The sequence below is a fragment of the Paraburkholderia sp. RL17-337-BIB-A genome (genome assembly GCF_046025895.1).
GTDB classification, from domain to species: Bacteria; Pseudomonadota; Gammaproteobacteria; order Burkholderiales; family Burkholderiaceae; genus Paraburkholderia; species Paraburkholderia fungorum_C.
Window position 1 is genome coordinate 3,410,996 of sequence record NZ_JARESY010000002.1, and the last position, 20,812, is coordinate 3,431,807.

At 62.0% G+C, this 20,812-nt stretch carries 18 protein-coding genes and 2 pseudogenes; 9 read left to right on the top strand and 11 right to left on the bottom strand.

The window, feature by feature from the left end:
* Positions 1-143 precede the first annotated feature (143 nt).
* On the top strand, positions 144-752 hold the full coding sequence (locus P0D84_RS35870; protein WP_408344961.1) for a TetR/AcrR family transcriptional regulator: 609 nt from the start codon (positions 144-146) through the stop codon (positions 750-752).
* A 214-nt stretch (positions 753-966) separates the two neighbouring features.
* The gene (locus tag P0D84_RS35875) at positions 967-2,694 is read left to right on the top strand and encodes a tannase/feruloyl esterase family alpha/beta hydrolase (RefSeq protein ID WP_408344964.1); all 1,728 of its coding nucleotides are present in this window, start codon (positions 967-969) and stop codon (positions 2,692-2,694) included.
* Between the two features lie 64 nt (positions 2,695-2,758).
* Here P0D84_RS35875 and P0D84_RS35880 read toward each other — a convergent pair whose 3' ends face one another.
* The 5 genes from P0D84_RS35880 to P0D84_RS35900 all read right to left on the bottom strand — a co-directional run bounded on the left by P0D84_RS35880 (position 2,759) and on the right by P0D84_RS35900 (position 7,522).
* Positions 2,759-3,679 (bottom strand): dihydrodipicolinate synthase family protein, encoded by a 921-nt coding sequence (locus P0D84_RS35880; protein WP_408344967.1) that lies wholly within the window; start codon positions 3,677-3,679, stop codon positions 2,759-2,761.
* Positions 3,680-3,872: 193 nt separating this feature from the next.
* Positions 3,873-5,150, bottom strand: a complete 1,278-nt coding sequence (locus P0D84_RS35885) for an FAD-dependent oxidoreductase (RefSeq protein ID WP_408346305.1) — start codon at positions 5,148-5,150, stop codon at positions 3,873-3,875.
* The gene (locus tag P0D84_RS35890; RefSeq protein ID WP_408344970.1) at positions 5,150-5,413 is read right to left on the bottom strand and encodes a 2Fe-2S iron-sulfur cluster-binding protein; all 264 of its coding nucleotides are present in this window, start codon (positions 5,411-5,413) and stop codon (positions 5,150-5,152) included. Before P0D84_RS35890 ends, P0D84_RS35885 begins: the two co-directional genes overlap by 1 nt.
* A complete protein-coding gene (locus P0D84_RS35895; protein WP_408344973.1) occupies positions 5,406-6,563 on the bottom strand; it encodes an NAD(P)/FAD-dependent oxidoreductase in 1,158 nt (385 codons plus the stop codon). The genes P0D84_RS35890 and P0D84_RS35895 overlap by 8 nt, the downstream gene beginning before the upstream one ends.
* Positions 6,560-7,522 (bottom strand): 4-hydroxyproline epimerase, encoded by a 963-nt coding sequence (locus P0D84_RS35900; RefSeq protein ID WP_408344976.1) that lies wholly within the window; start codon positions 7,520-7,522, stop codon positions 6,560-6,562. The genes P0D84_RS35895 and P0D84_RS35900 overlap by 4 nt, the downstream gene beginning before the upstream one ends.
* A gap of 229 nt (positions 7,523-7,751) precedes the next feature.
* On the opposite strand from P0D84_RS35900, the gene P0D84_RS35905 reads away from it, so the two are divergent.
* The gene (locus tag P0D84_RS35905) at positions 7,752-8,384 is read left to right on the top strand and encodes a helix-turn-helix domain-containing protein (protein ID WP_408344979.1); all 633 of its coding nucleotides are present in this window, start codon (positions 7,752-7,754) and stop codon (positions 8,382-8,384) included.
* A 110-nt stretch (positions 8,385-8,494) separates the two neighbouring features.
* Here P0D84_RS35905 and P0D84_RS35910 read toward each other — a convergent pair whose 3' ends face one another.
* The 4 genes and pseudogenes from P0D84_RS35910 to pcaQ form a co-directional block, all read right to left on the bottom strand.
* Positions 8,495-11,512 carry an FAD-binding and (Fe-S)-binding domain-containing protein gene (locus P0D84_RS35910; protein WP_408344982.1) on the bottom strand — a complete coding sequence of 1,006 codons (3,018 nt, stop codon included), beginning with the start codon at positions 11,510-11,512 and terminating at the stop codon, positions 8,495-8,497.
* A gap of 32 nt (positions 11,513-11,544) precedes the next feature.
* Positions 11,545-11,778, bottom strand: a pseudogene (locus tag P0D84_RS35915) (DUF1338 domain-containing protein); the annotation flags it as partial.
* A gap of 58 nt (positions 11,779-11,836) precedes the next feature.
* Positions 11,837-12,970, bottom strand: coding sequence for a 4-hydroxyphenylpyruvate dioxygenase family protein (locus P0D84_RS35920; protein WP_408344985.1), 1,134 nt, complete (start codon positions 12,968-12,970; stop codon positions 11,837-11,839).
* Positions 12,971-13,267: 297 nt separating this feature from the next.
* On the bottom strand, positions 13,268-14,266 hold the full coding sequence (gene pcaQ, locus P0D84_RS35925; protein ID WP_408344988.1) for a pca operon transcription factor PcaQ: 999 nt from the start codon (positions 14,264-14,266) through the stop codon (positions 13,268-13,270).
* Positions 14,267-14,373: 107 nt separating this feature from the next.
* Here pcaQ and pcaH point away from each other — a divergent pair, with 107 nt between their 5' ends.
* Both pcaH and pcaG read left to right on the top strand, forming a co-directional pair.
* Positions 14,374-15,078 carry a protocatechuate 3,4-dioxygenase subunit beta gene (pcaH, locus tag P0D84_RS35930; RefSeq protein WP_408344991.1) on the top strand — a complete coding sequence of 235 codons (705 nt, stop codon included), beginning with the start codon at positions 14,374-14,376 and terminating at the stop codon, positions 15,076-15,078.
* Positions 15,079-15,081: 3 nt separating this feature from the next.
* Positions 15,082-15,669, top strand: coding sequence for a protocatechuate 3,4-dioxygenase subunit alpha (gene pcaG / locus P0D84_RS35935; protein ID WP_408344994.1), 588 nt, complete (start codon positions 15,082-15,084; stop codon positions 15,667-15,669).
* A 267-nt stretch (positions 15,670-15,936) separates the two neighbouring features.
* Here the strand turns inward: pcaG and P0D84_RS35940 are convergent, their stop codons facing one another.
* Positions 15,937-16,200, bottom strand: a complete 264-nt coding sequence (locus P0D84_RS35940) for an H-NS family nucleoid-associated regulatory protein (RefSeq protein WP_408344997.1) — start codon at positions 16,198-16,200, stop codon at positions 15,937-15,939.
* A 537-nt stretch (positions 16,201-16,737) separates the two neighbouring features.
* On the opposite strand from P0D84_RS35940, the gene P0D84_RS35945 reads away from it, so the two are divergent.
* The 3 genes from P0D84_RS35945 to P0D84_RS35955 all read left to right on the top strand — a co-directional run bounded on the left by P0D84_RS35945 (position 16,738) and on the right by P0D84_RS35955 (position 18,391).
* On the top strand, positions 16,738-17,373 hold the full coding sequence (locus tag P0D84_RS35945) for a LysE family translocator (RefSeq protein WP_408345000.1): 636 nt from the start codon (positions 16,738-16,740) through the stop codon (positions 17,371-17,373).
* Between the two features lie 299 nt (positions 17,374-17,672).
* Entirely contained in the window at positions 17,673-17,876 is a 204-nt protein-coding gene (locus P0D84_RS35950; protein ID WP_007178877.1) for a cold-shock protein, read from the top strand.
* 290 nt (positions 17,877-18,166) lie between these two features.
* A complete protein-coding gene (locus P0D84_RS35955) occupies positions 18,167-18,391 on the top strand; it encodes a hypothetical protein (RefSeq protein WP_323047770.1) in 225 nt (74 codons plus the stop codon).
* A 96-nt stretch (positions 18,392-18,487) separates the two neighbouring features.
* On the opposite strand, the gene P0D84_RS35960 is transcribed toward P0D84_RS35955, so the two are convergent.
* Positions 18,488-20,119, bottom strand: a complete 1,632-nt coding sequence (locus tag P0D84_RS35960; protein ID WP_408345004.1) for an acyl-CoA synthetase — start codon at positions 20,117-20,119, stop codon at positions 18,488-18,490.
* Positions 20,120-20,577: 458 nt separating this feature from the next.
* Between P0D84_RS35960 and P0D84_RS35965 the strand changes: the two are divergent.
* Positions 20,578-20,746: pseudogene (locus P0D84_RS35965) on the top strand (porin); the annotation flags it as partial.
* Positions 20,747-20,812: the final 66 nt, after the last annotated feature.

Consider the following 20,812-nt stretch of genomic DNA (forward strand, 5'->3'; position numbering starts at 1 on the left):
GCGGGATAGCAGTTCTCGTGAAGCAACAACGCTACAGACCTGTATGTTTTTCGAAGAATAAGATACAGATCTGTAGCGTGTCAAGAGATAACCTGGTAAAGTAATCAGGACGCAAAAGTTTCCGTCTCTCAAGAGGACTCGCCATGAGCAGAGGCACACCCACCACAGCAAAAGAAGCCGGAACCGCCAGTTCCGCCAGCGTTCGGGACCGCATACTCGACACCGCTGCTGATCTGTTCTACCAGGAAGGCGTCAGAGCCGTCGGCGTCGATCTCGTCGTCGAACGGTCAGGGGTTGCGAAGACCAGTCTCTATCGGCACTTCACGACGAAGGACGAGCTCGTTGCCGCGGTGCTTGAGCGGGATGACGCGGACTATTGGATCGCCTGGGACAAGACCGCGACGCGCCACCGGGCCGCGCCCAGAGATGAACTCAGGGCTCACCTGCAGTGGATCGCTCGTGACATCGCTGCACCGAAATACCGCGGCTGCCCATTTATCAACGTGGCAACCGAGTTTCCGGCGCCGGATCATCCGGCGCGGGCGGTGGCCCTCAGGCATAAGGCCGAGTTGCGCCGCCGTCTCGGTGCGCTCGCGAAGCAAATCGGCGTTGCCAGGCCGGATAGCCTGGCCAATCAGATCGCACTTCTTATTGACGGCGCCTACGTTTGCGGACAGCTTGCCAGGGAGACGGCGCAAGCGCTCGTGCCGGCGGCGCTAGCCCTGATTTCGGTTGCCGACAAACCTGGCTGATCCGGGAGGACCGCCATACTTTGGGTCAGCCGCTTTTGGTCAGAACCGGCTTGCCCCACGCATGCCTCTCGTGGGAAATAAAACTCGTCGAGTGACAAGACGATTGACAGAAAGGCCGCGCCGCGCCAACTTTGCAAGGCGTCCTCATCTGCGTATTTGCATCCGCGAAGCAGACGAACCATAGACGGGCGCCCACCCATAACGGAGACAGGCCATGCAAACGAAGCACACCGCCCGAAAACTCGGCGGCATCGGTTTCTCGTTGGTCGTTGCACCAGTACTTATCATGCTGTCGCTAAGTGGTTGCGGCGACAACAATGTCAACTCACCCACGGCGACGCCCCTCAGTTGCGCCCAGCTTGCAGGCAAGACCGTGCCGGCGTCTTCCATCGGCTTGCCCACTACCGGCGCGACCGTGACCGCAGCAACCACCATGCCCGCTGCGGGCAGCGGCGCGCAGGCGACGGGAGAATATTGCCTGGTGAGCGGCGCGATCAATCCTGTGAATCCGGCGGCGCCCCAAATCAAATTCCAGATTGCCATGCCCACCGTCTGGAACAACAAAATCATGATGTTCGGTGGCGGCGGCTATGACGGTACGATTCCTGCGCCGACCGGAAACGTGCCGGCCGGCCCTACGACGCAACTCACCCCGCTCGGGCGCGGTTACGCGACCTTCGCGAGCGATTCGGGGCATCAGGCCAACGCGCTGGGCAGCGAAGACGGTTCGTTCGGCGTCAACGACGAAGCCGTGCAGAACTTCTCCGGCGACGCGCTGAAAAAGACCCGCGACGCCGCCGTCTATCTGATCGACGCCCGCTATGGGGTCAAGGCGCCGAAGCGCGCCTACTTCGCGGGCGGATCGTCCGGCGGCCGCGAAGCGCTTGCTGTGGTGCAACGCTGGCCACAAGACTGGGACGGCTCGATCGTCCTCTATCCGGCATGGGCCGCCGCCAGTCTCGACCTTCAGTTCGGCCGCATCACACGCGCGCTCGCGGCACCCGGCGCCTATCTGGATCAGGCCAAGCGCAAAGTCCTGCTCAACGCGGTGCTAGCTACCTGCGACACGCTCGATGGTGTCGCCGACGGCCTGATCAGCAACGTTGCAGCCTGCAACGTCACGTTCAATCCCTCTACGGCGACGGTCAACGGCACCGCGTTACGTTGCGCCGGCGGCACGGACACGGGCGACACCTGTCTATCGGACGCGCAGATCGCCGCGCTCAACGTGTACAACACGCCGATCACCTTCGGTTACTCGCTGGCCAGTGGCGAAACGCAGTATCCCGGCTTCAACGTTTACGGCGCGGACCTTGGCGTCGCGAATGCATCAGCCTTGCAACCCACGGTCACGACGCTCGCGCTGGGCACGTCGCAACCGGCCTCGCCGATGCCCACGACCGCCCCTTATCTCAGCGTGTTCTGGGATCAATGGATCCGCTACTTTGTGACGCGTAACCCCAACGCCAACTCGCTGAGCGTCGACCCGCAGAATCCGGGCAGTCTGCAAGCGCGTATCAGTCAATTGACGGGGTTGCAGGACGTCAACAAGACCGATCTGTCGGCGTTCAACGCGAAAGGCGGCAAGATCCTGATGGCGCACGGCATGGCCGACGCGCTCGTTAGCACGCGCTCCAGTGAACAGTACTATCAGCGTTTGCAAGCGACCATGGGCGCGTCAGCGGTGGCCAACTTCGTGCGCTTCTACGAGATTCCCGGCTATGGGCATGCGGTCAGCACGGTGTACAACGCAGCATGGGACTCGCTCACGACCTTGGAAAACTGGGTCGAAAAAGGCGTGACACCGCCTGCGCAGACCGTCGCGGATACGGCGGGTGTGCCGGGACGTACCCGGCCGCTTTGCGAATTTCCGAGCTTCCCGCGGTATAACGGTTCCGGCGATATGAACGTTGCGTCGAGTTTCACCTGCGCAACGCAGTGATCTAGCGAGCAATCCGGGTTTGCCTCGCTACCCATCACGCGAGGCAAACGCTCTGGCATTGTGCTTAAAGGCCGACGTCCGGCAGCGCCGGCCGCGTTGCGAGCGCCTTTTCTACGATGCGCTTGACCTCGTCCAGCGTCTCGCCTTGCAGCGCGAGGCGCGGCGGCCGGGTGACCGCGCTACCGCGACCGAGCAGCGCCTCGCAGAGCTTGATGCACTGCACGAGGTCGGGACGCGCATCGAGATGCAACAGCGGCATGAACCAGCGATACAGCGCCAGCGCTTCATCAAAGCGCTTCTGCTTCGCGAGGCGGAACAATGTTTCCCCTTCCTTCGGGAAGGCATTGGACATACCCGACACCCAACCCTGGGCACCCACCGCGATACTTTCCACGACCACGTCGTCGAGTCCCGCGAACAGCACGAAGCGGTCGCCGACCGCATTGCGCAGATCGATAAAACGCCGCGTATCGCCCGACGAGTCCTTGAAGCACACGATGTTCTCGCAGTCCTGCAAAGCGACCAGCACGTCCGGCGTGACGTCGTTCTTGTAGATCGGCGGGTTGTTGTAAATCATCACCGGCAGATCGGTGCCGGTGGCGACCGCGCGGAAATGGGCGGCGGTCTCGTGCGGCGTGGCTGAATAGACGAGAGCCGGCATGACCATCACGCCGTCGACACCGACGCGTGCGGCTTCGCGCACCGTCTGGCGCGCGAAGTCAGTGGTGAACTCGGCGACGCCGGCAATCACCGGTACCTTGCCGCCGGCCGCGTCGCGAGCGGCTTCGATCACCGCCATCTTCTCAGCGGTGCTGAGCGACGTATTCTCACCGACCGTGCCGCAGACCACGAGGCCCGACACGCCGTCCTTGACCAGGTTGCTGACCACACGATGCGTCGCATCGACATCGAGCGAAAAATCCGGCTTGAACTGGGTGCTGACGGCGGGAAACACCCCGCTCCATTGGATAGCGTTGCGGCTCACGGTACAAATCTCCTTCGTAAAGGTCGGTCATGCCGACACATGTTGAATATGTGAATGAGTATCGGGTTTTATCCGGGTCGGGGCTTGGGGTTTTTCGCGCGCGAAAGAGATGAAATCTGCACAGTCGAAACTCAGCTCGGATCGGGAAGCACCAGGTCGGGCACGCATGTCAGAAGGTCGATTGGAGGAAAAATTACACGTCGGACCCGACTTGCAGCAGCGTTTCAATGCGCACCGGCGAGAACGGCGGACGCGACATCTCCTCACCGCTGTGCTGCCAGCCAAAACAGAACGCGGCTGCGGCACCGCATACTTTTCCCTGGCATGGACCCATGCCGCAACGCGTGTGCAGTTTCGCGTCGCGCCATGAAGTGTGCTGCGCCATCTCCCGATAGGGCACGTCCTCGCAGCGGCAAAACAGCGTGTCCGGTGTCGGGAGCGTGCGCAGGCGCGGGTTCAATTCGAATGCCTCGTGCATGTGCTCGGCAAAGCGCCGATAGCGCGCCCGTTCGGCAAAAAACGGCCGAGCGCGCTCAGACTCGCCGACGGCCGCCAGCGCGGCAATCTTGCCCTCCACCGCCGACAACTCCATGCCCCCCACACCCGTGCATTCGCCCGCGGCGAACACGGCCGGCACCGAGGTGGCCTGCCATTCATCCACCGCAATCGCGTCCACCTGCCCTTGCGTGTCGACGCGGCATCCTAGCGCGGCCGCGATTGCGGTATTCGGCAGTAGGCCATACGCACAGGCGAGGCGATCGCAGGCAATCAACCGGTCGCTGCCCGCTTGGGCGACGCGCACCTCACGCACACCTGCGTCGCCGGTCGCTTCGCTGACATACGCGTCGAGCAGATATGGCGTCCTCCAGAGGCCGGCACGCATACGCGCCGCCTGCAACAATTTGGCCGGCGTTCGGACCAGCGAGCGGGCAAAGCGCCCCACCGACGCCGAGGAGGCCTGCTCGACCAGCGCGACGACGTGCGCGCCCTGCACACGTGCCGTCGTGGCGGCGGCCCACAGCAGCGGACCGCTGCCGGCGATCACAATGCGCTCGCCTCTCACTGGTGTGCCGCCCTTGATCAGCGCCTGCAACCCTCCCGCACCCGTGACGCCTGGCAAGGTCCAACCAGGAAACGGCAGAAAGCGTTCACGTGCACCGGTCGCGACGATCAGTTTGCGATAACCGATCGTCAACGCGCGTCCATCGCGCTCGGCGAGCAGGGTGTGTGCCGATAGCGCCTGCACGATGCGCGCGCCGCTCAACAACGCTACGTTCTGACGCGCGCCCAGGTCTTCGAGCAAGGCACGCGCCGTTCCGCTCGCCGGATACTGCGGCCCTTGTCGCCAGATCTGTCCGCCTGGCAACGCGTTATCGTCGACGACGCCTACCGTTGCATCATGCATCGACGCGGTCTGCGCGGCGCTGAGTCCGGCGGGGCCGGCGCCAATCACGAGCACGTCGACGTTCATCATGCCGCTCCTGCGGTTATTACCGACATACCTGCTGCACAGATCGTCTGGCAGGCGAGCCGATGACGTACGCCGTCGATCGTGACCCGGCACTCCTGGCAAATACCCATCCCGCAGAGTGGCCCGCGCAACTCGCCGCTAACCGAGCGGCGTGTCACTGCCATCGTGTCCCTATGAGCGATGGCGATAGCGGCGGCCACCGTGCAGCCGTTTGTCACCCTGACGTGCTGTCCGTCGATGTCGAGTGTGATCGGCTCATGCATAGACGCTCCCCGAGTGGGTAAACCGTGCGGGCAGATAAGGGTTTGCGTCGAACGGCGCCGGTTGGCCCAGCATCTGCGACGCGATCAGCTTCGCCGTACCGAGCGCGGTGGTCACGCCTAATCCCTCATGTCCAACCGCAAGCCACGTCGCTGGATGCATTACGTCGTCTGCAAAGAATCCGGCCGGGCCGATCAACGGCAAACCGTCGCTGGATGCCGGACGAAAACCGGTCCACGCACGAATGGCATTCAGGCCGGCCAGTTCCGGCAAGTAGTCGACTGCACGCTGTAGCATGCGCGTGAGAATCGCCGGTTCGACCTTCGGATCGACGCTGTCGAACTGACGCGACGAGCCGATCAGCAACTGGCCAGTTGGACGCGGCTGCACGTTGAAAGCGACCGATGTGCCGCTCTGGTTGTGCGCGCTCTTCATGTAACCCAATTCGAGGATTTGATGCCGGATCGTGCCGGGGTAGCGATCGGTAATCAGCAGATGGCCTTTCTTTGCCTGCAACGGCAAGCTCGGCAACAGTGTCGCCGCCTGCAAGCCGTTGGCCAGCAGCACGGCGCCGGCGGCGATGAGCCCACCGTCCGCGAGACGCACGCCTTCACGTTCGACGCCAATTACTTCGGTATCCAGACGTTTCACGATCCGTCCGGCAACAGGTTGCGCGAGCAACCAGGCCGCAACGGCCGGCGCGTAGACCACCGCGTCGTCAGGCACGATCATGCCGCCGCGCAGGTCGTGCCGCAACGCGGGCTCGGCCTCGCGCACTTGCTGCGCGTCGAGTGTCGCGCAATCAATGCCCTGCTGCCGCAGCGCGCGTTGGCGGCTTTGCGCCAGCGCGAACTCCTCGTCGTCGGCGGCAACCCATAGCGTGCCGCTGCGCACAAACGCATGGCGCACATCGAGGCGCGGCGCCAGCGCGAGCCACAGCGCGCGCGAATAGGCGCTGAGCACGAACTCGGCAGGCGAATCGTCCATCACCACGAGGTGGCCCATGCCGGCCGCCGTCGCGCCACCGCCAACGCCCGCACGATCGACCACCAGCACGTCGAGGCCCTGCAATGCCAGCTCGTAGGCACAAGCCGCACCGACGATACCCGCCCCAATCACCACGACGTCCGGCTGACCGTTCGACCGCTTCATGACGCGCGGATGCCCCAGGCGAAAGGATCGTCGTCGGAAAAGACCAGCCTGGATTCCGCATTGACATGCGCGGTGCCCCGGATGCGCGGCCGGATCTGCCCTGCGGGCAGGGCCGGATCCGCGTCGTAGTGCGCCTCGAACACGCTGCCGATAATGCTCTCCTGGCGCCACAGCGCGCCCGGCGCCAGCACGCCGTCCGCCGCGAGACAGGCGAGCTTGGCGCTCGTGCCGGTGCCGCACGGCGAGCGGTCATAGGCCTTGCCCGGACACAGTACGAAATTGCGGCTATCGATGCGGGGCCGATCTGAATCGGCGAACAGTTCGATGTGATCGATCAGCGCACCGCCTTCGCCGGTGATACCGTTGGCTTCCAGCGCGCCTCTGATTGCCCAGGTGGCGTCCGTCAATGCGTCGATGCGGCTGTGATCCAGCATCTGCCCATGATCGGACACGAGGAAAAACCAGTTCCCGCCCCACGCGATATCACCGTGCACGCGACCAAGGCCGGGCACATCGAGCGGCACCGCATGACGATAGCGATACGCCGGCACGTTGCGCACAGTGACGCTGCGATCGGCATGCAGTTCAGCTTCGACGACACCCACTGGCGTCTCGATCCGGTGCACACCCGGCTCGATCCGGCCCAAATGGGCCAGCGAGACCACGAGGCCGATCGTGCCGTGCCCGCACATGCCAAGAAAGCCGACGTTGTTGAAGAAGATGACGCCCGCCGAACAAGCCGGATCATGCGGCTCGCACAGCAGCGCGCCGACCATGACGTCGGAGCCGCGCGGCTCGTTGACGACGCCCGCGCGGACGCGGTCGAAATCACGCTGGAACACGGCAAGGCGTTCCTGCAACGGTCCATGACCCAGTTCGGGGCCGCCGGAAATCACCAGGCGGGTGGGTTCACCGCCGGTGTGGGAGTCGATTGCGGTCAGTGTTTTCATGGCAGCCATCGTAGGCCTTGGCGCTCCGTGCTGTCTTGCGCTATCGCCCCGGTTTCGATGACGATTTCGGCATAGCGCGGGCACTGACCGCATATCAATCTCGACGCGTCACGTTTCCGATGAGAAAAGTTGCTCGATGGTCGGACGAAACGCTCGCCAACCAGGGCGGCACCAGCCAAATGTTATTATCGGAAACATCGATCGCCCCTAACAGCGTGCATTTGAAGCAGCAAGCCCCATGGACACCCACCTCACCAAATCCGCCGATCAATCGATAACCGACCTCGGCCGGCGCGTGCGCGCTGCCCGCCAGGCGCAGGACTTGACGCTGGAAACCGCGAGCCGCCTCTGTGGCGTCTCGCGTTCCACCCTCTCCAAAGTCGAAAACGGCCTGATGTCGCCCACTTTCGACGTCCTGCAGAAAATCGTCCTCGGCTTGAAGATCGAAATCGGTGAGCTATTCGGTTCGACGCCCAAAGTCAGCGCGAGCGGCCGCCGCGCGTTGACGCGTAAAAACGAGGGCCAACGCCACGCCTATCGCGGCTATCAGATGGAGTTGCTCGCCACCGACCTCGCGCACAAAGCGATGTTGCCGTTCCGCATCCGCATCTCGGCGCACACGCTCGACGCGTTCGACGATTGGGGCCGTCACGAAGGCGAAGAATTTTTGTACGTGATCAGCGGCAGCGTGTGCCTCTATTCCGAGTTGTACGCACCGACGCATCTGAACGCCGGCGACAGCTTGTACTTCGACAGCCGCACCGGCCATGCCGCGGTATCCACCAGCGACGAAGACGCCGAAGTGTTGTGGATGGCGACCAGCGCTGATATTCCGCAGACACTGGCCACCGTTGAATCGGCGAAGAAATAGCGGAGGCGTCTGCGCGGCGCCGCAACTCAACTCAACGCAAAAAAAGCGGAAGTCAACGCCAATGGTCGCGGCACAGTCAACGCCAATGGCGACGTCATCTCCCCAGCCCGTTAACGACGCGCCGCCAACGCCCTTTGCGCCAGTTGCGCGATATGCATCGCGTGTTGCCCGGTTCCCTGTTGGATCTGCTCACGACAACTGAAACCATTCGTCAGCACGATCGTTTCCGCATTCGCCGCGGCAGCAGCGCGCACAGCTGGAAACAGCCTGTCTTCGCCGATCTTCTCCGAAAGCGCGTGATGCTCGTCGTTAAAGCCGAACGATCCCGCCATCCCGCAGCATCCCGTATCGAGCAACGTCCACTTCACCCCGAGCTTCTTCAGCAGCGCGGTATCGCCCTGCATGCCGAACAGTGCCTTCTGATGACAATGCCCATGCACGACCACGTCGGCTGCAAGGGTCGGCCACTCGAACGGCTGACGTGCGACGAAATCGGAAAACAGAAAAGTCTGCGCCGACAACTGCTTCGCCAAAACATGACCGGGGAATTGTTTCAACAACTCATCCTTGAATACCGATAAGCAACCCGGCTCGAGCCCGACCAGTGGCACACCGGCGGCAATATCGTCCCCGAGGTCATCGAGAATCGTGGTCAGCAATTCGCGCGCACGCTCCAGCAAACCGAAGTCATACAGCGGACGACCACAGCACAAACGATTCTTCGGCAGCACGACATGCCAACCCATTTGCGTCAGCACATCGGCTGCGGCCTGCGCGATCTCAGGCGTGAAGTGGTCGTTGAACGTATCGACCCACAGGATGACTTTCCTGACCTCATCGCCAGAGTGAGCAGCACGCGCAGCCTGAGGCGCGCGCCGCGCGATCTGCCGGTACGTCTGTCCAGCAAACTTCGGCAATTCACGCGCTTGCGCCACCCCGGCAAGCCACTTGCCAACCGCGGCCAACCCCGGCGCCGACGTCATAAAATTCGTCAGCCGCGGAAACCTCGCCGCCCACGGCGCCCACTCACCAATCCGCCCCATGAACAGCGCCTGACGTGGCCGGCGATTCGTCTCGTAGTAATGCGCAAGAAATTCCGCCTTGTATGAAGCCATATCCGTATGCGTCGGGCAATCGGATTTGCAGCCCTTACATGCCAGGCACGTATCGAGCGCTTCTTTCACTTCGCGGCTTTGCCAGCCATCGGCAATCACGTCGCCTTGCAGCATTTCCCAGAACAGATGCGCGCGGCCACGCGTCGAATACTTCTCTTCACGCGTCGCGCGATAGCTCGGGCACATCGTGCCGCCTTCGAGCGAGCGGCATTTGCCCATGCCGATGCATCGTTCCATTTCGCGCTGAAAGCCGTCGCCTTCCTGGCTGGCAAACGTGAGCCTGGTTTGCAGGGTCACCGGCTTGTACTCCGGACCCATGCGCAGGTTTTCATCGGCGCGATAGGCGTGCACGACCTTGCCGGGATTCAGTCGATTGGCCGGGTCCCAGATCGCCTTGAACTGCTCCATCGCGTGCATCAGTTCAGCGCCGTACATGATCGGCAGGAACTCGGCTTTAGCCTGGCCGTCGCCATGTTCGCCCGAGAGCGAGCCACCGAATTCGACCACCAGTTCCGCTGCCTCGCGCAGAAACTTGCGCCACGTCGCGACGCCTGCAACGCTGCGCAGATCGAAGGTAATGCGCGCGTGCACGCAGCCATCGCCGAAATGGCCGTACAGGCTCGTCTCGTAGCCGTAACGATCCACCAAAGCCTGAAACGCGCGCAGATAATCGCCAAGGCGCATGGGATCGACCGCCGCATCTTCCCAGCCGACCACCGGATCGGGCATGTCCGAATCCACTGACAACGCCACCGCCGACGCTCCCGTTTCGCGGATCGACCACACCTTCGCCTGCAACGCGCGATCTTCGACGAGTATCGCCGAGACATTCGGCCCCGCTTCACCCGACAGGAAATACGCCGCAGCAGTTTCCGCCTGACGTACCGCATCCTCGTGCGTGTCCGCGCCGAACTCGAGCACGACCCATGCATCGCCTTCCGGCAGCAGCGCGATCTCGTCCTTCTTCAAACCGCGCGCCTGCAAGCCGCGGATGATCGCGCGGTCGAGTCCCTCGATCGCGATCGGAGCACAGCGCATGAAATGCGGCACGGCGTCCGCCGCGGTGTAGATATCGGTGAAGCCGACCACGACGATCACGCGTTTGGCCGGACTCTTCACGAGCCGCACTTTCGCCTGCAAGGTCACGGCGCACGTGCCCTCGGTGCCGACCAGCGCACGCGCGACGTTAAAGCCGTTTTCCGGCAGCAGTTGATCGAGGTTGAAGCCCGACACGCGCCGCTTGATCCGCGGGAATTTCGCGCGGATCTGATCGGCGTAGGTGTCGCGCAGTTGCTTGAGCGCTGCGTAGATTTCGCCCTGACGGCCGCCTGCTGTGATGATGCGTTCGAGTTCGTCGTCCGAAGTAGGGCCGACCCAGAAACGCGCGCCGTCGAAGGTCGCGATTTCCAGCGCTTCGACGTTTTCGACCGTCTTGCCGGCCATCACCGAATGCGCGCCGCACGAGTTGTTGCCGATCATGCCGCCGAGCGTGCAGCGGCTGTGCGTCGCGGGATCGGGTGCGAAGGTGAGGCCGTGCGCCTCGGCGGCGTCGCGCAAGGTGTCGCACACCACGCCCGGTTCGACGATCGCCACACGCGCTACAGGATCGACCGAGACGACGCGGTTCACATACTTGCTTGCGTCGGCCACCACCGCGACATTCACGCATTGGCCGTTCTGCGAGGTGCCGCCGCCGCGCGGGAGAAAGGGCACGTCATTGCGACGGCAGGCAGCGAGCGTTTCCAACAGATCGTCGACGTCCGACGGCACCACCACGGCGAGCGGGACTTGCCGGTAGTTCGACGCATCCGCGGCATACAGCGCCTTCGAGCCCTGATCGAAACGCACTTCGCCGCGCACATTGCGGCGCAGGTCGGCTTCGAGCGTCTGCATGACGGCAGCGGTACTCGAAAAGGGCGCGGCGATGCGCGGCTTTCTTGACGTGCTATCAGCCGCGTCGCTCAACAGAGCATTCACACCCGCGCCTTGTTCTTCCTCTAATGACGTTCCCACTGCATTCCTCATGTCTCGTGTCCAACGCCCGCGCGGCCCGAACGCGAACGCTCGACTTCCGGCTTCATCGGACGACCCTTCGCCTTTTCGTCGCCGGAGAGTGCGAACATGTCCGCGACGCGATCGGAGGCGTTGCCCTCGGGCGCGATCCGCGCCATTTCCGCCGACTCCTTCAACAACACTTCGTAATCGGTTTCGCGTGGCGTCTCGTGCTGACGCGCAAACGCGCCGACAATCACCGGCAGCAACGCGTGTGCCGCAGTAAGCCGTCAGCCGTCAGCCGTCAGCCGTCAGCCGTCAGCCGTCAGCCGTCAGCGGCAAATGCTAAGCGCCGGCTTGCTCGCGTGCCTGCGCCAACGCGCTCAAATTGCCTTCGCCAAAGCCATGATGCCCTTGCCGCTGCACGATCTCGAAGAATATCTCGCCGGCGCCGCGTCGCACGAAGGTCTGAAAGAACAGCATCGGCACGCCATTGGCGGCGATCTCGCCATCCACCAGAACATGCGTGCGCTTGAGCCGCTCGACATCGAGCCCATGACCCGGCAGGCGCGCACCGAGTTGCTCGTAATAGCGCGGCGGCGGCTCGACAAATTCGACGCCATTCGCCAGCAGCTGCTCGACGCATGCAAAGATGTCGTCCGTGGCAAGCGCAATGTGCTGCACGCCTTCGCCCGGATGATCCGGCAGATACTCGTGCATCAGATTCGTGCGGCGCGTGCCCTCTTCATACAAAGGCACGCGGATCGCGCCGCACGGCGACACCATCACGCGCGATTCCGCCGACACATGCCAGTTCGCGTGCAGTTCGTGAATCTCGCGGAAGTTGAGCAGGTCGCGATAGAAGTCGAGCCACTCCTGCATGCGGCCCTCGCCGACCGTTTGTGTCAGATGATCGACCGCGATCAGACCAGTGCCCGCGTGATTCAGATCGGCCTGCGCGGTGTCGATCTCGATCGGACGGAAGTCGATGTCGAAGATCGAGATGTCGCCGAGACCGCCGCGCTGGCCACCGCGGCCGCGCCAACGGTCGACGAAATAGATGTGCGAATCGCCAATGCCCTGAATCGCTGGAATCAGCAGTTCGCCGGCACCGAGGCGTTCGCCTTCGAACGCCCACGCGCCGAGTTCGATCGCGCGGTCGAAGGCGCGCTGCGCGTTGGCCACGCGAATCCCGATCGCGCAGATGCCGGCGCCGTATTCCTCCGCGTAGCGCTCGGCGAACGAATCCGGCTCCGCGTTGATCAGGAAGTGCATCTCACCCTGGCGATACAGCGTGACGTCCTTGCTGATATGGCGCGCAATCGCCTTGAACCCGAGTTTCGTAAAGGTCTCGCCGAGCGCCTTCGGCTCGCGCGAGGCGAACTCCACGAATTCGAGGCCGGCGGTGCCGAGCGGATTGTGCTCAGGCGCCGACACGGCGCGCAACGCGGCGTCTGGAGCGGGCAAGTCGCTGGGCATGGCAATCTCCTTGTACAGTCTTTCGTACGCTGTTGCGCGTGTTCGTGATGTTTCTGCTGCTCGGTGCGTGCCGTCAATCACTCGTAGTGTGACACCGCTTGCGTGGTGTGCCGCAGCAACGTGGCGCGCGACGGCTTTCGCACCGTGTTTGTACACCGGGTAGCAGGGCGTTCGCAACCTTCATTTTGTACCGGATGGTTCACGCGCGGTATGTGATGTTGCAGCGTGGGTCTTTAGAGTTTCTGCCTTCTGCCGCTATGTCGGCTACGACACCGCTACTGCGCTGCGCGGCAAGCGTCAGACCTTCGGCGTGCTGCCGCGGCCACGTTTCGATGCACCTTTGGCCACAGGCTTGCCGGCAGCCGCCGCCATGCGCTGCCGCGCAACCTCGCGCACGGCATCAATGAACGCCCGGCCCACCGCCGACGGCTGCGTGTCCGAGCGCCGGATCAGTCCCACAGGCTCGCCCGTCCCAGCGAACGGCAACGGCAAACGCACCAGCATTCCGTGCGCCAGCTCATATTCGACTGCGCTCAGCGGCACGAACCACACCGCGTCATTCTCGAGCGTCAACGCGCGCCCCGTCGACACCGACAGCACCTCGATAAACCCGGACAACGGGGGCACGCCCCACGCGCTCAACAGGCTCTCAGCCGATTGCCGGATCAGCGTGCCGAACGGCGGCAGAACCACCGGAAAATCATCCAGCGACGTGGCCGGCAAGCCCGCCCCCAACGCCAACGGATGCCCGGCGCGGACCACGGCAATCAACGGCTCGCTGAAGAGCTGTTCGAAACTCAGCCCGACCATCCTTTCCGGGTCCGCCAGACGCCCGATCGCGAATTCGATCGTGCCGGCCTTCAGGCGTTCGAGCAATTCGGGGTTGGCGCCAGTGGCAAGGCGCACGATCACGCGCGGCCAAAGCGCGGCAAACCGCTTCAACACTGGCGGCACCAAGGCCGCCGCGACGGTCGGCAGTATGCCGATCTCAAGCGTGGCGGCGGCTGCGCCTTCCGCGCGCGCCAACAGGTCGACGCCCTGCCGCAACGCGCTGACACAGGCGCTCGCGTGCGGCATGAAGAGCTGCCCCTCGCGGGTCGGCACTGCACCGTGACGGCCGCGCTCGAACAGCTTCACACCGAGAATTGTTTCCAGTTCAGCAACCGTCTTGGAGACCGCGGGCTGCGTGATGGACAGGCTTTCTGCCGCCCGCTGCACACCGCCGAACTGGGCGACGGCCAGAAAGCACTGGAGATGACGGAATTTGACGCGGCTGTCCGCGAGGCTGCGTTGCATAACGGCAGGTTATACGAAAAGGGCGAAAACGTCATTTTGCATAACCGGCCAGTTTAGATAAAGTCGCTCCATAGGCTGTATCTCACAATTCCTCGAAGGAGACACTGATGGACGAGTCCTTTCTCTCCGCACGCGATTTCGCGTCCCACCCCGCTTACGTCTATCCCGGCTACGGTTCTTCGGTCAAACGCGGCCCAACGCGCCCGTTGATTCCGTTGAAGGAGAAACTGCGCGACCAGCGCGTGCCGGTCTATGGCACGGAAGACCTCGGCGCGCTCGATCACGATCTGACGCGCAATGCGGTGCGCAATGGCGAGCCGCTTGGCGAACGCATCATCGTGACCGGCCGCGTGCTCGACGAAGGCGGCCGTCCGGTGCGCAATACGTTAGTCGAGATCTGGCAAGCCAATGCTGCCGGCCGCTACGTGCACAAGGCCGATCAGCACGACGCCCCGCTCGACCCGAACTTCCTCGGCGCCGGCCGCTGCATTACCGACAACGAAGGCCGTTACCGCTTTCTGACGATCAAACCGGGGGCCTATCCTTGGGGCAATCACCCGAACGCATGGCGTCCGAATCACATTCATTTCTCGCTGTTCGGCGACCATTTCGGCTCGCGCCTCGTCACGCAGATGTACTTCCCGGGTGATCCGCTACTGGCCTTCGACCCGATTTTCCAAGGCACGCCGGAGCGCGCACGCGACCGCCTGATTGCAAACTTCTCGCTCGATACGACGCAAGAGGCCTATGCGCTCGGCTACGACTTCGACATCGTGCTGCGCGGCCGCAACGAAACCCCGATGGAGCGCTAAGCCATGACGACCCTCAAGCAAACGCCTTCGCAAACGGTTGGACCGTATTTCGCCTACGGTCTGTGTCCGCAGCAATACGACTTCGACTTCAAGAGCCTGTTCACGCCGGTTCTGGCCGACCGTGAAGCGGCTGGCGAGCACATCACGATTGTCGGCCAGGTATTCGACGGCGACGGCAAGGTGATCGGCGATGCCATGCTGGAAGTGTCGCAAGTGGACGCGCAAGGCCACTACCCGGAATCGCGCGAGGAAATCCTGAAGACAGGTTTCCGCGGCTTCGCCCGCGTCGGCACGGGGACGGACCCGCAAAAGCGCTTTGTAGTCGAAACAGTGAAACCCGGCCGCGCCAGCCCGGACGAAGCGCCGCACTTGAATGTCATCGTGACGATGCGCGGCATGCTGCTGCACACCTTCACGCGCGTCTATTTCGAGGACGAAGCCGCGGCTAACGAACGGGATGCCGTGCTGGCAGCGGTTCCGGCGGACCGGCGCGGCACGCTGATCGCGCGCCGCGAACCGGATACGGCCAATGTGTACCGGTTCGATATCTACATGCAGGGCGACAAGGAAACCGTCTTTTTCGACCTTTGACGCGGATTTTCTATACTTTCATATAGCTTTCACATACACTGGAGATGATCCGTCTAGCGACTGGATCGCGAAACTCCGAGTAGGTTAAGCCCGCCCCGCGCGGGCTTTTTTTTGGTTTTCGCGTCTGCGCGTCAAAATCGTTCATTTCAATGAACACCGCAGACGGCTGCGGAATCTCGTCATGTCGGCGGTGGTCAGTTTGGATATCGAAGCAATCGGCATGACCCGGTCAGCCTGTCCTTCATCCAGCGAGGTACCAAGCCGCGCTCAGCAACGGAAATGGTCGATGTTCTGTCCGGCGTAGATGGCGCGCGCGAGCCAATCCGGCTTATCGCCATGACCGTCCCACGTATTACCGAAGGCATCGCGATACATCACGACCGGGATCGCGGCTTTGTCGGCTTCGATTGAATCGGCTAGCGCTTCCATCGTAATGCCGTATTCGTCCATGCGTCGGCGGATCCACACGATCAGGCGCTCACGCGCATTCCCGTCGAGGTCGAACAGCCGTTGTTCTTCTCGCTCTTTCATAACGTACCGGTTTCGCGGCTGATTGTGCTCGCGTTGGCAAAACAAAGGCTTCGCTAAACAACGCGAAGCCTATGCCTGAATCAGATGGGTTGAGTGCAAATCGAACTCACGATGCCTCTCCCGATGCGGGACAACTTGCATCTGGAGATCATGCCCGGTAAATCCGGGATTTCAGGGGAATTCGACGGCAAACAATTCGGTCGCGCTCGTGATCGGCCTCGGTGCTGCAAGGCTGCTTCAGCGTATGGAAAGCGATTCTAGCATCCAATTTCCGCTGCTTGCAGCAACTGATTGTTTGCCCGCCATGAGGGGCTTTCCTGGTTGTTCTGTTTGCGTTCGGCAGGGTCTATTCAATTCTTAAAGGTTCTATTAGCGCTGAGCTGGTGTGAGGCAATGCTAATAACCCAATAGCAAAGCAGGGGAATGGAAGCGCTGTAGAATGACAGCAGGCAGCGCCAGGAAGGCAAAAAGAACAAACCCGCGCCCTCTCATGCCATGTTTAACCGACCCGCATCACCGCCCGCAGGAGACTCAAGAATGCCCGCGTCGACAGCCATCATCACAATTCTGGCCGCACTACTGCTCGGTGCCATGAGCCCTGGACCCAGCTTCGTCATCGTTGCCCGCAATTCAATCGGACTCTCGCGCGGCGACGGCCTCGCAACGGCGGTCGGCATGGGCATTGGCGGCGTGTTCTTCAGCGGGATCGCCTTGCTCGGTCTGTACACCTTGCTAGCGACTGTGGAGTGGCTGTATGTCGGTTTGAAAGTGGCCGGTGGACTTTATCTGATCTACCTTGCGTCGAAGATCTGGCGCGGTGCGGCCAAACCACTCGCGTTCGATGCCACGCAAGCGGCCGCCACCAATGTGCGCAAATCCTTCTGGATTGGTTTGAGCACGCAACTCAGCAATCCGAAAACAGCGGTCTACTACGGCAGTATCTTCGCCGCCCTGCTCCCGCAACATCCGCCGCTGTGGTGTTACTTTGCATTGCCCCCCGCGATCTTCGCCATCGAAGCCGGCTGGTACACCGTGGTCGCCTTGTGCTTTTCGAGCAAACGGCCGCGTGAAATTTATCTGCGGTGGAAGGTCTGGATCGATCGCGTCGCCGCAAGCGCAGTGACCGCGCTTGGATTGCGCCTGATCCTGACGGCACATAAAGTGGGCATCTGAAACAGCAACCCGCTTGCGCGGCATATCGTGTCGTGCCACGAGACACGACATGCCGGTGACGAGGGTCGTATCGCCATGCACTCGGCCCGAGCAACATAAAGCCCGCAACAAAACAGTTACAAGATAAGTGTTGACGCTGATAGGCCCCGGCGGTTACTGTGGCACCCGAAGTTCAAGAAGTTCGATTGCTGTTCATCAATGTCTCGCTCCTCAGCGGTATTCGTTGTCCTCTCCCTCCTTGACGCTTCACGCGCTCCTCAACAGAGCAAATATTTCTATTTTTACCTCAAGGATTCTTCATGGATACCGGTACCGTTAAGTGGTTCAACGACAGCAAAGGCTTTGGCTTCATCACCCCGGACAAGGGCGGCGACGACCTGTTCGCGCACTTCTCCGAAATCAGCGGCGACGGCTTCAAGACGCTCGCTGAAAATCAGAAGGTGAGCTTCGAAACGAAGCAAGGCCCGAAGGGTCTGCAAGCGGCTAACATCAAGCCGATGTAAGTTTGAAAGGCTCGGTGTCCGGCAACGGACATCGGGCTGCAGCGACATCCTCGCGGAGCTTTGTCTCCCACAGTTGGCGCGATCGCTTTTTAGTTGCATGTATTTCAAAAGCAGCTAGCTCAAGCGCCAGACGCCTCGTTGCACCTCATTCTCCCCTCTGGCTTCAACGCCCTTTTTAGCTTTCCGACTGCGTTTGGATTCGGCTCGCAATGGCTTGAATCGGCTCGTCCGCGTAACCCGTACAACGGTTCGCACGGCAGGCGCGCACTCGAATATTATTAAAATACAAAATGCAAAACAAACATATTCATCATTACAACGGCTATGCCGTCAAACCCTCGGCGCATCGTTTGCCCGACGGTAGCTTTTCATCCAACCTGTTGCTCGAACGCGCTGACAGCGCGCGTGCCGAAGGGCGCTACCAGTTCTATTCGCTCGACTACTTCACGAACGAAGAACAGGCACTGCAGCACTCGGCACGCTGGGCACGCCACTGGGTCGACACGCGCGGTTAAGCGCGAGTCGAATCTGATGCGCGTCGGGATACCGGCGCTTGCATCATTCAGCACCATATAGCGCGCCATTGGGTGCGCTATACAATTGCGCGCGATCTATTTGGTTCCTTCCGCCTTGATCCGCGCGCGCAATTCGAACTTCTGAATTTTTCCCGTCGACGTCTTCGGCAATTCGCCGAAACGCACTGCCTTGGGCAACTTGTATCCCGCAAGGAACAGCCGGCAGTGCGCGATGATCTCTTCTGCGCTCACCTGAGCGCCCTCCTTGAGCTCGATGAAGGCGCACGGTACTTCGCCCCATTTCGGATCGGCCATCGCCACCACGGCGGCAACCGACACCGCAGGATGACGGTACAACGTGTCTTCGACCTCGATGCTCGAGATGTTTTCGCCACCCGAAATGATGATGTCCTTGCTGCGATCGCGAATGCGAATATAGCCGTCAGGCATCCGCACGCCCAAATCACCGGTGTGGAACCAGCCGCCGCGGAAGGCTGTTTCCGTGGCGCGCTCGTTCTTCAGATAGCCTTTCATGCAGATGTTGCCGCGGAACATGATCTCGCCGAGCGTCTCGCCGTCGTCAGGCACGGGCGCGAGCGTGTCCGGGTCGAGCACCGTTACGGCTGCCTGCAGGTGATAGCGCACGCCTTGCCGCGCGTTCATTTCAGCGCGAGCGCTGTCGTCGAGCGTTTCCCATACCTCCTGTTTCGCGCAGACCGCGGCCGGGCCGTAGGTCTCGGTGAGTCCGTACACATGCGTCAGATCGAAGCCGATCTCCTTCATCTTGGCGATCACTGCCGGCGCGGGCGCGGCGCCTGCCACCATCGTCGACACCCGATGCGTGATGCCCTCACGCCACTCGGCCGGCGCATTGGCGAGCGCGCTTTGCACGATCGGCGCGCCGCAATAGTGCGTGATGCCTTCGCGGCGAATCAGATCGAACACCGTCTTCGCGTCGAATTTACGCAGACAGACGTTGACGCCGGCACGCGCGGCGACGGTCCATGGGAAACACCAGCCGTTGCAATGAAAGAGCGGCAAGGTCCACAGGTAGACCGCATGCCTGGGCATATCCCATTCGAGGATATTGCTCAGCGCATTCAGATAGGCGCCGCGATGGTGGTAGACCACGCCCTTCGGATCGCCCGTCGTGCCCGAGGTGTAGTTCAGCGCGATGGCGTCCCACTCGTCGGCTGGCAGGGTCCACGCGAATTCAGGGTCGCCGGATTGCAGGAACGCTTCGTAGTCGGTCGCGCGGATGAACTTGCCGGCGTCGGCGGGCATTGCGTCCGCCACGCTGATCACGCGTAACTCGGGGAATTCCAGCGCCGCGCGGTGCGCCAATTCGCTGTACTCCGTATCCACGATCAACGCCTTCGCCTCGCCATGGCGCAGCATGAACAGCAGCGACGAGACGTCAAGGCGCGTGTTCAGCGTATTGAGCACTGCGCCGGCCATCGGCACGCCGAAGTGTGCTTCTATCATCGGAGGAATATTCGGCAGCAAGGCAGCCACCGTGTCGCCGCGTTCGATGCCGGCACGCTGCAACGCGCTGGCCAAACGTCGCGCGCGCTCATAGGTTTCGCGCCAGTTACGGCGAATCTCCCCATGGACGACCGCCAGCCGCTCACCGTAGACTTCCGCCGCGCGTGCGATGAAATCGATGGGCGTCAGCGGGACATAATTGGCCTCGCGCCGCTCAAGGCCTTCTTCGAACATGTGCTTCATCGTTGTCTCCTGAGGCGCTGGCCGCGCCGTCGCTTTTTCTGATTGATGCATCTAGCCTAGCAATTGTCATGGTGAACTGTCTCTCATTCAAATGACAGAGTGGCGCGCCCTGGCTCTCCTCAACCGCAGGGGGCTCCGGGCTGTGGGCTGTGGGCTGTGGGCTGTGGGCTGTGGGCTGTGGGCTGTGGGCTGTGGGCTGTGGGCTGTGGGCTGTGGGCTGGCTGCAGGCTAACCATCAGCTCGCCGTGGTTCCCCACGATCTTCTCCAGATTTGGTTCCACTTTTCCTCAATTTTCCCCGCCGTTTCCCGTTTTCAGCGACCGCCTCATACCGGATTCGCACTCCTGGAAGGAATTTCGGATGCCGGAATAGAGAATCCGGCGCAAAGGCCGTTATGCCGACTATGCAACGCAGATTGCAGCTCCTTCCTAGTCCAAGTTCAACGTACTGCCGAGGGCAGCGGCAATCGCTATACGTTCGTGGCGCTGGCTGTGTATGCGTTGTCGAAAACGTACCGAGGTCTACGGTACGGGCGATTTCGACAAGGTATCGGGTGCTGCCTCGGTCGAATTGCCGGGCAAGAGCAACCAGACCGGCGTTGCACTCGGTCTGCGTACGATTTTCTAAGCCACGTACGTCCCATAGATTCATCAAAGCGCGCGACATCTGGCATTCACGCCGAATGTCGTCCAC

Excerpts from the sequence above, each read along its gene's own strand:
- P0D84_RS35870 (WP_408344961.1), top strand. The coding sequence starts at position 144 with ATGAGCAGAGGCACACCCACCACAGCAAAAGAAGCCGGAACCGCCAGT.
- P0D84_RS35875 (WP_408344964.1), top strand. The coding sequence starts at position 967 with ATGCAAACGAAGCACACCGCCCGAAAACTCGGCGGCATCGGTTTCTCG.
- P0D84_RS35885 (WP_408346305.1), bottom strand. The coding sequence starts at position 5,150 with ATGAACGTCGACGTGCTCGTGATTGGCGCCGGCCCCGCCGGACTCAGC.
- P0D84_RS35890 (WP_408344970.1), bottom strand. The coding sequence starts at position 5,413 with ATGCATGAGCCGATCACACTCGACATCGACGGACAGCACGTCAGGGTG.
- P0D84_RS35895 (WP_408344973.1), bottom strand. The coding sequence starts at position 6,563 with ATGAAGCGGTCGAACGGTCAGCCGGACGTCGTGGTGATTGGGGCGGGT.
- P0D84_RS35900 (WP_408344976.1), bottom strand. The coding sequence starts at position 7,522 with ATGGCTGCCATGAAAACACTGACCGCAATCGACTCCCACACCGGCGGT.
- P0D84_RS35905 (WP_408344979.1), top strand. The coding sequence starts at position 7,752 with ATGGACACCCACCTCACCAAATCCGCCGATCAATCGATAACCGACCTC.
- P0D84_RS35920 (WP_408344985.1), bottom strand. The coding sequence starts at position 12,970 with ATGCCCAGCGACTTGCCCGCTCCAGACGCCGCGTTGCGCGCCGTGTCG.
- pcaQ (WP_408344988.1), bottom strand. The coding sequence starts at position 14,266 with ATGCAACGCAGCCTCGCGGACAGCCGCGTCAAATTCCGTCATCTCCAG.
- pcaH (WP_408344991.1), top strand. The coding sequence starts at position 14,374 with ATGGACGAGTCCTTTCTCTCCGCACGCGATTTCGCGTCCCACCCCGCT.
- pcaG (WP_408344994.1), top strand. The coding sequence starts at position 15,082 with ATGACGACCCTCAAGCAAACGCCTTCGCAAACGGTTGGACCGTATTTC.
- P0D84_RS35940 (WP_408344997.1), bottom strand. The coding sequence starts at position 16,200 with ATGAAAGAGCGAGAAGAACAACGGCTGTTCGACCTCGACGGGAATGCG.
- P0D84_RS35945 (WP_408345000.1), top strand. The coding sequence starts at position 16,738 with ATGCCCGCGTCGACAGCCATCATCACAATTCTGGCCGCACTACTGCTC.
- P0D84_RS35950 (WP_007178877.1), top strand. The coding sequence starts at position 17,673 with ATGGATACCGGTACCGTTAAGTGGTTCAACGACAGCAAAGGCTTTGGC.
- P0D84_RS35955 (WP_323047770.1), top strand. The coding sequence starts at position 18,167 with ATGCAAAACAAACATATTCATCATTACAACGGCTATGCCGTCAAACCC.
- P0D84_RS35960 (WP_408345004.1), bottom strand. The coding sequence starts at position 20,119 with ATGAAGCACATGTTCGAAGAAGGCCTTGAGCGGCGCGAGGCCAATTAT.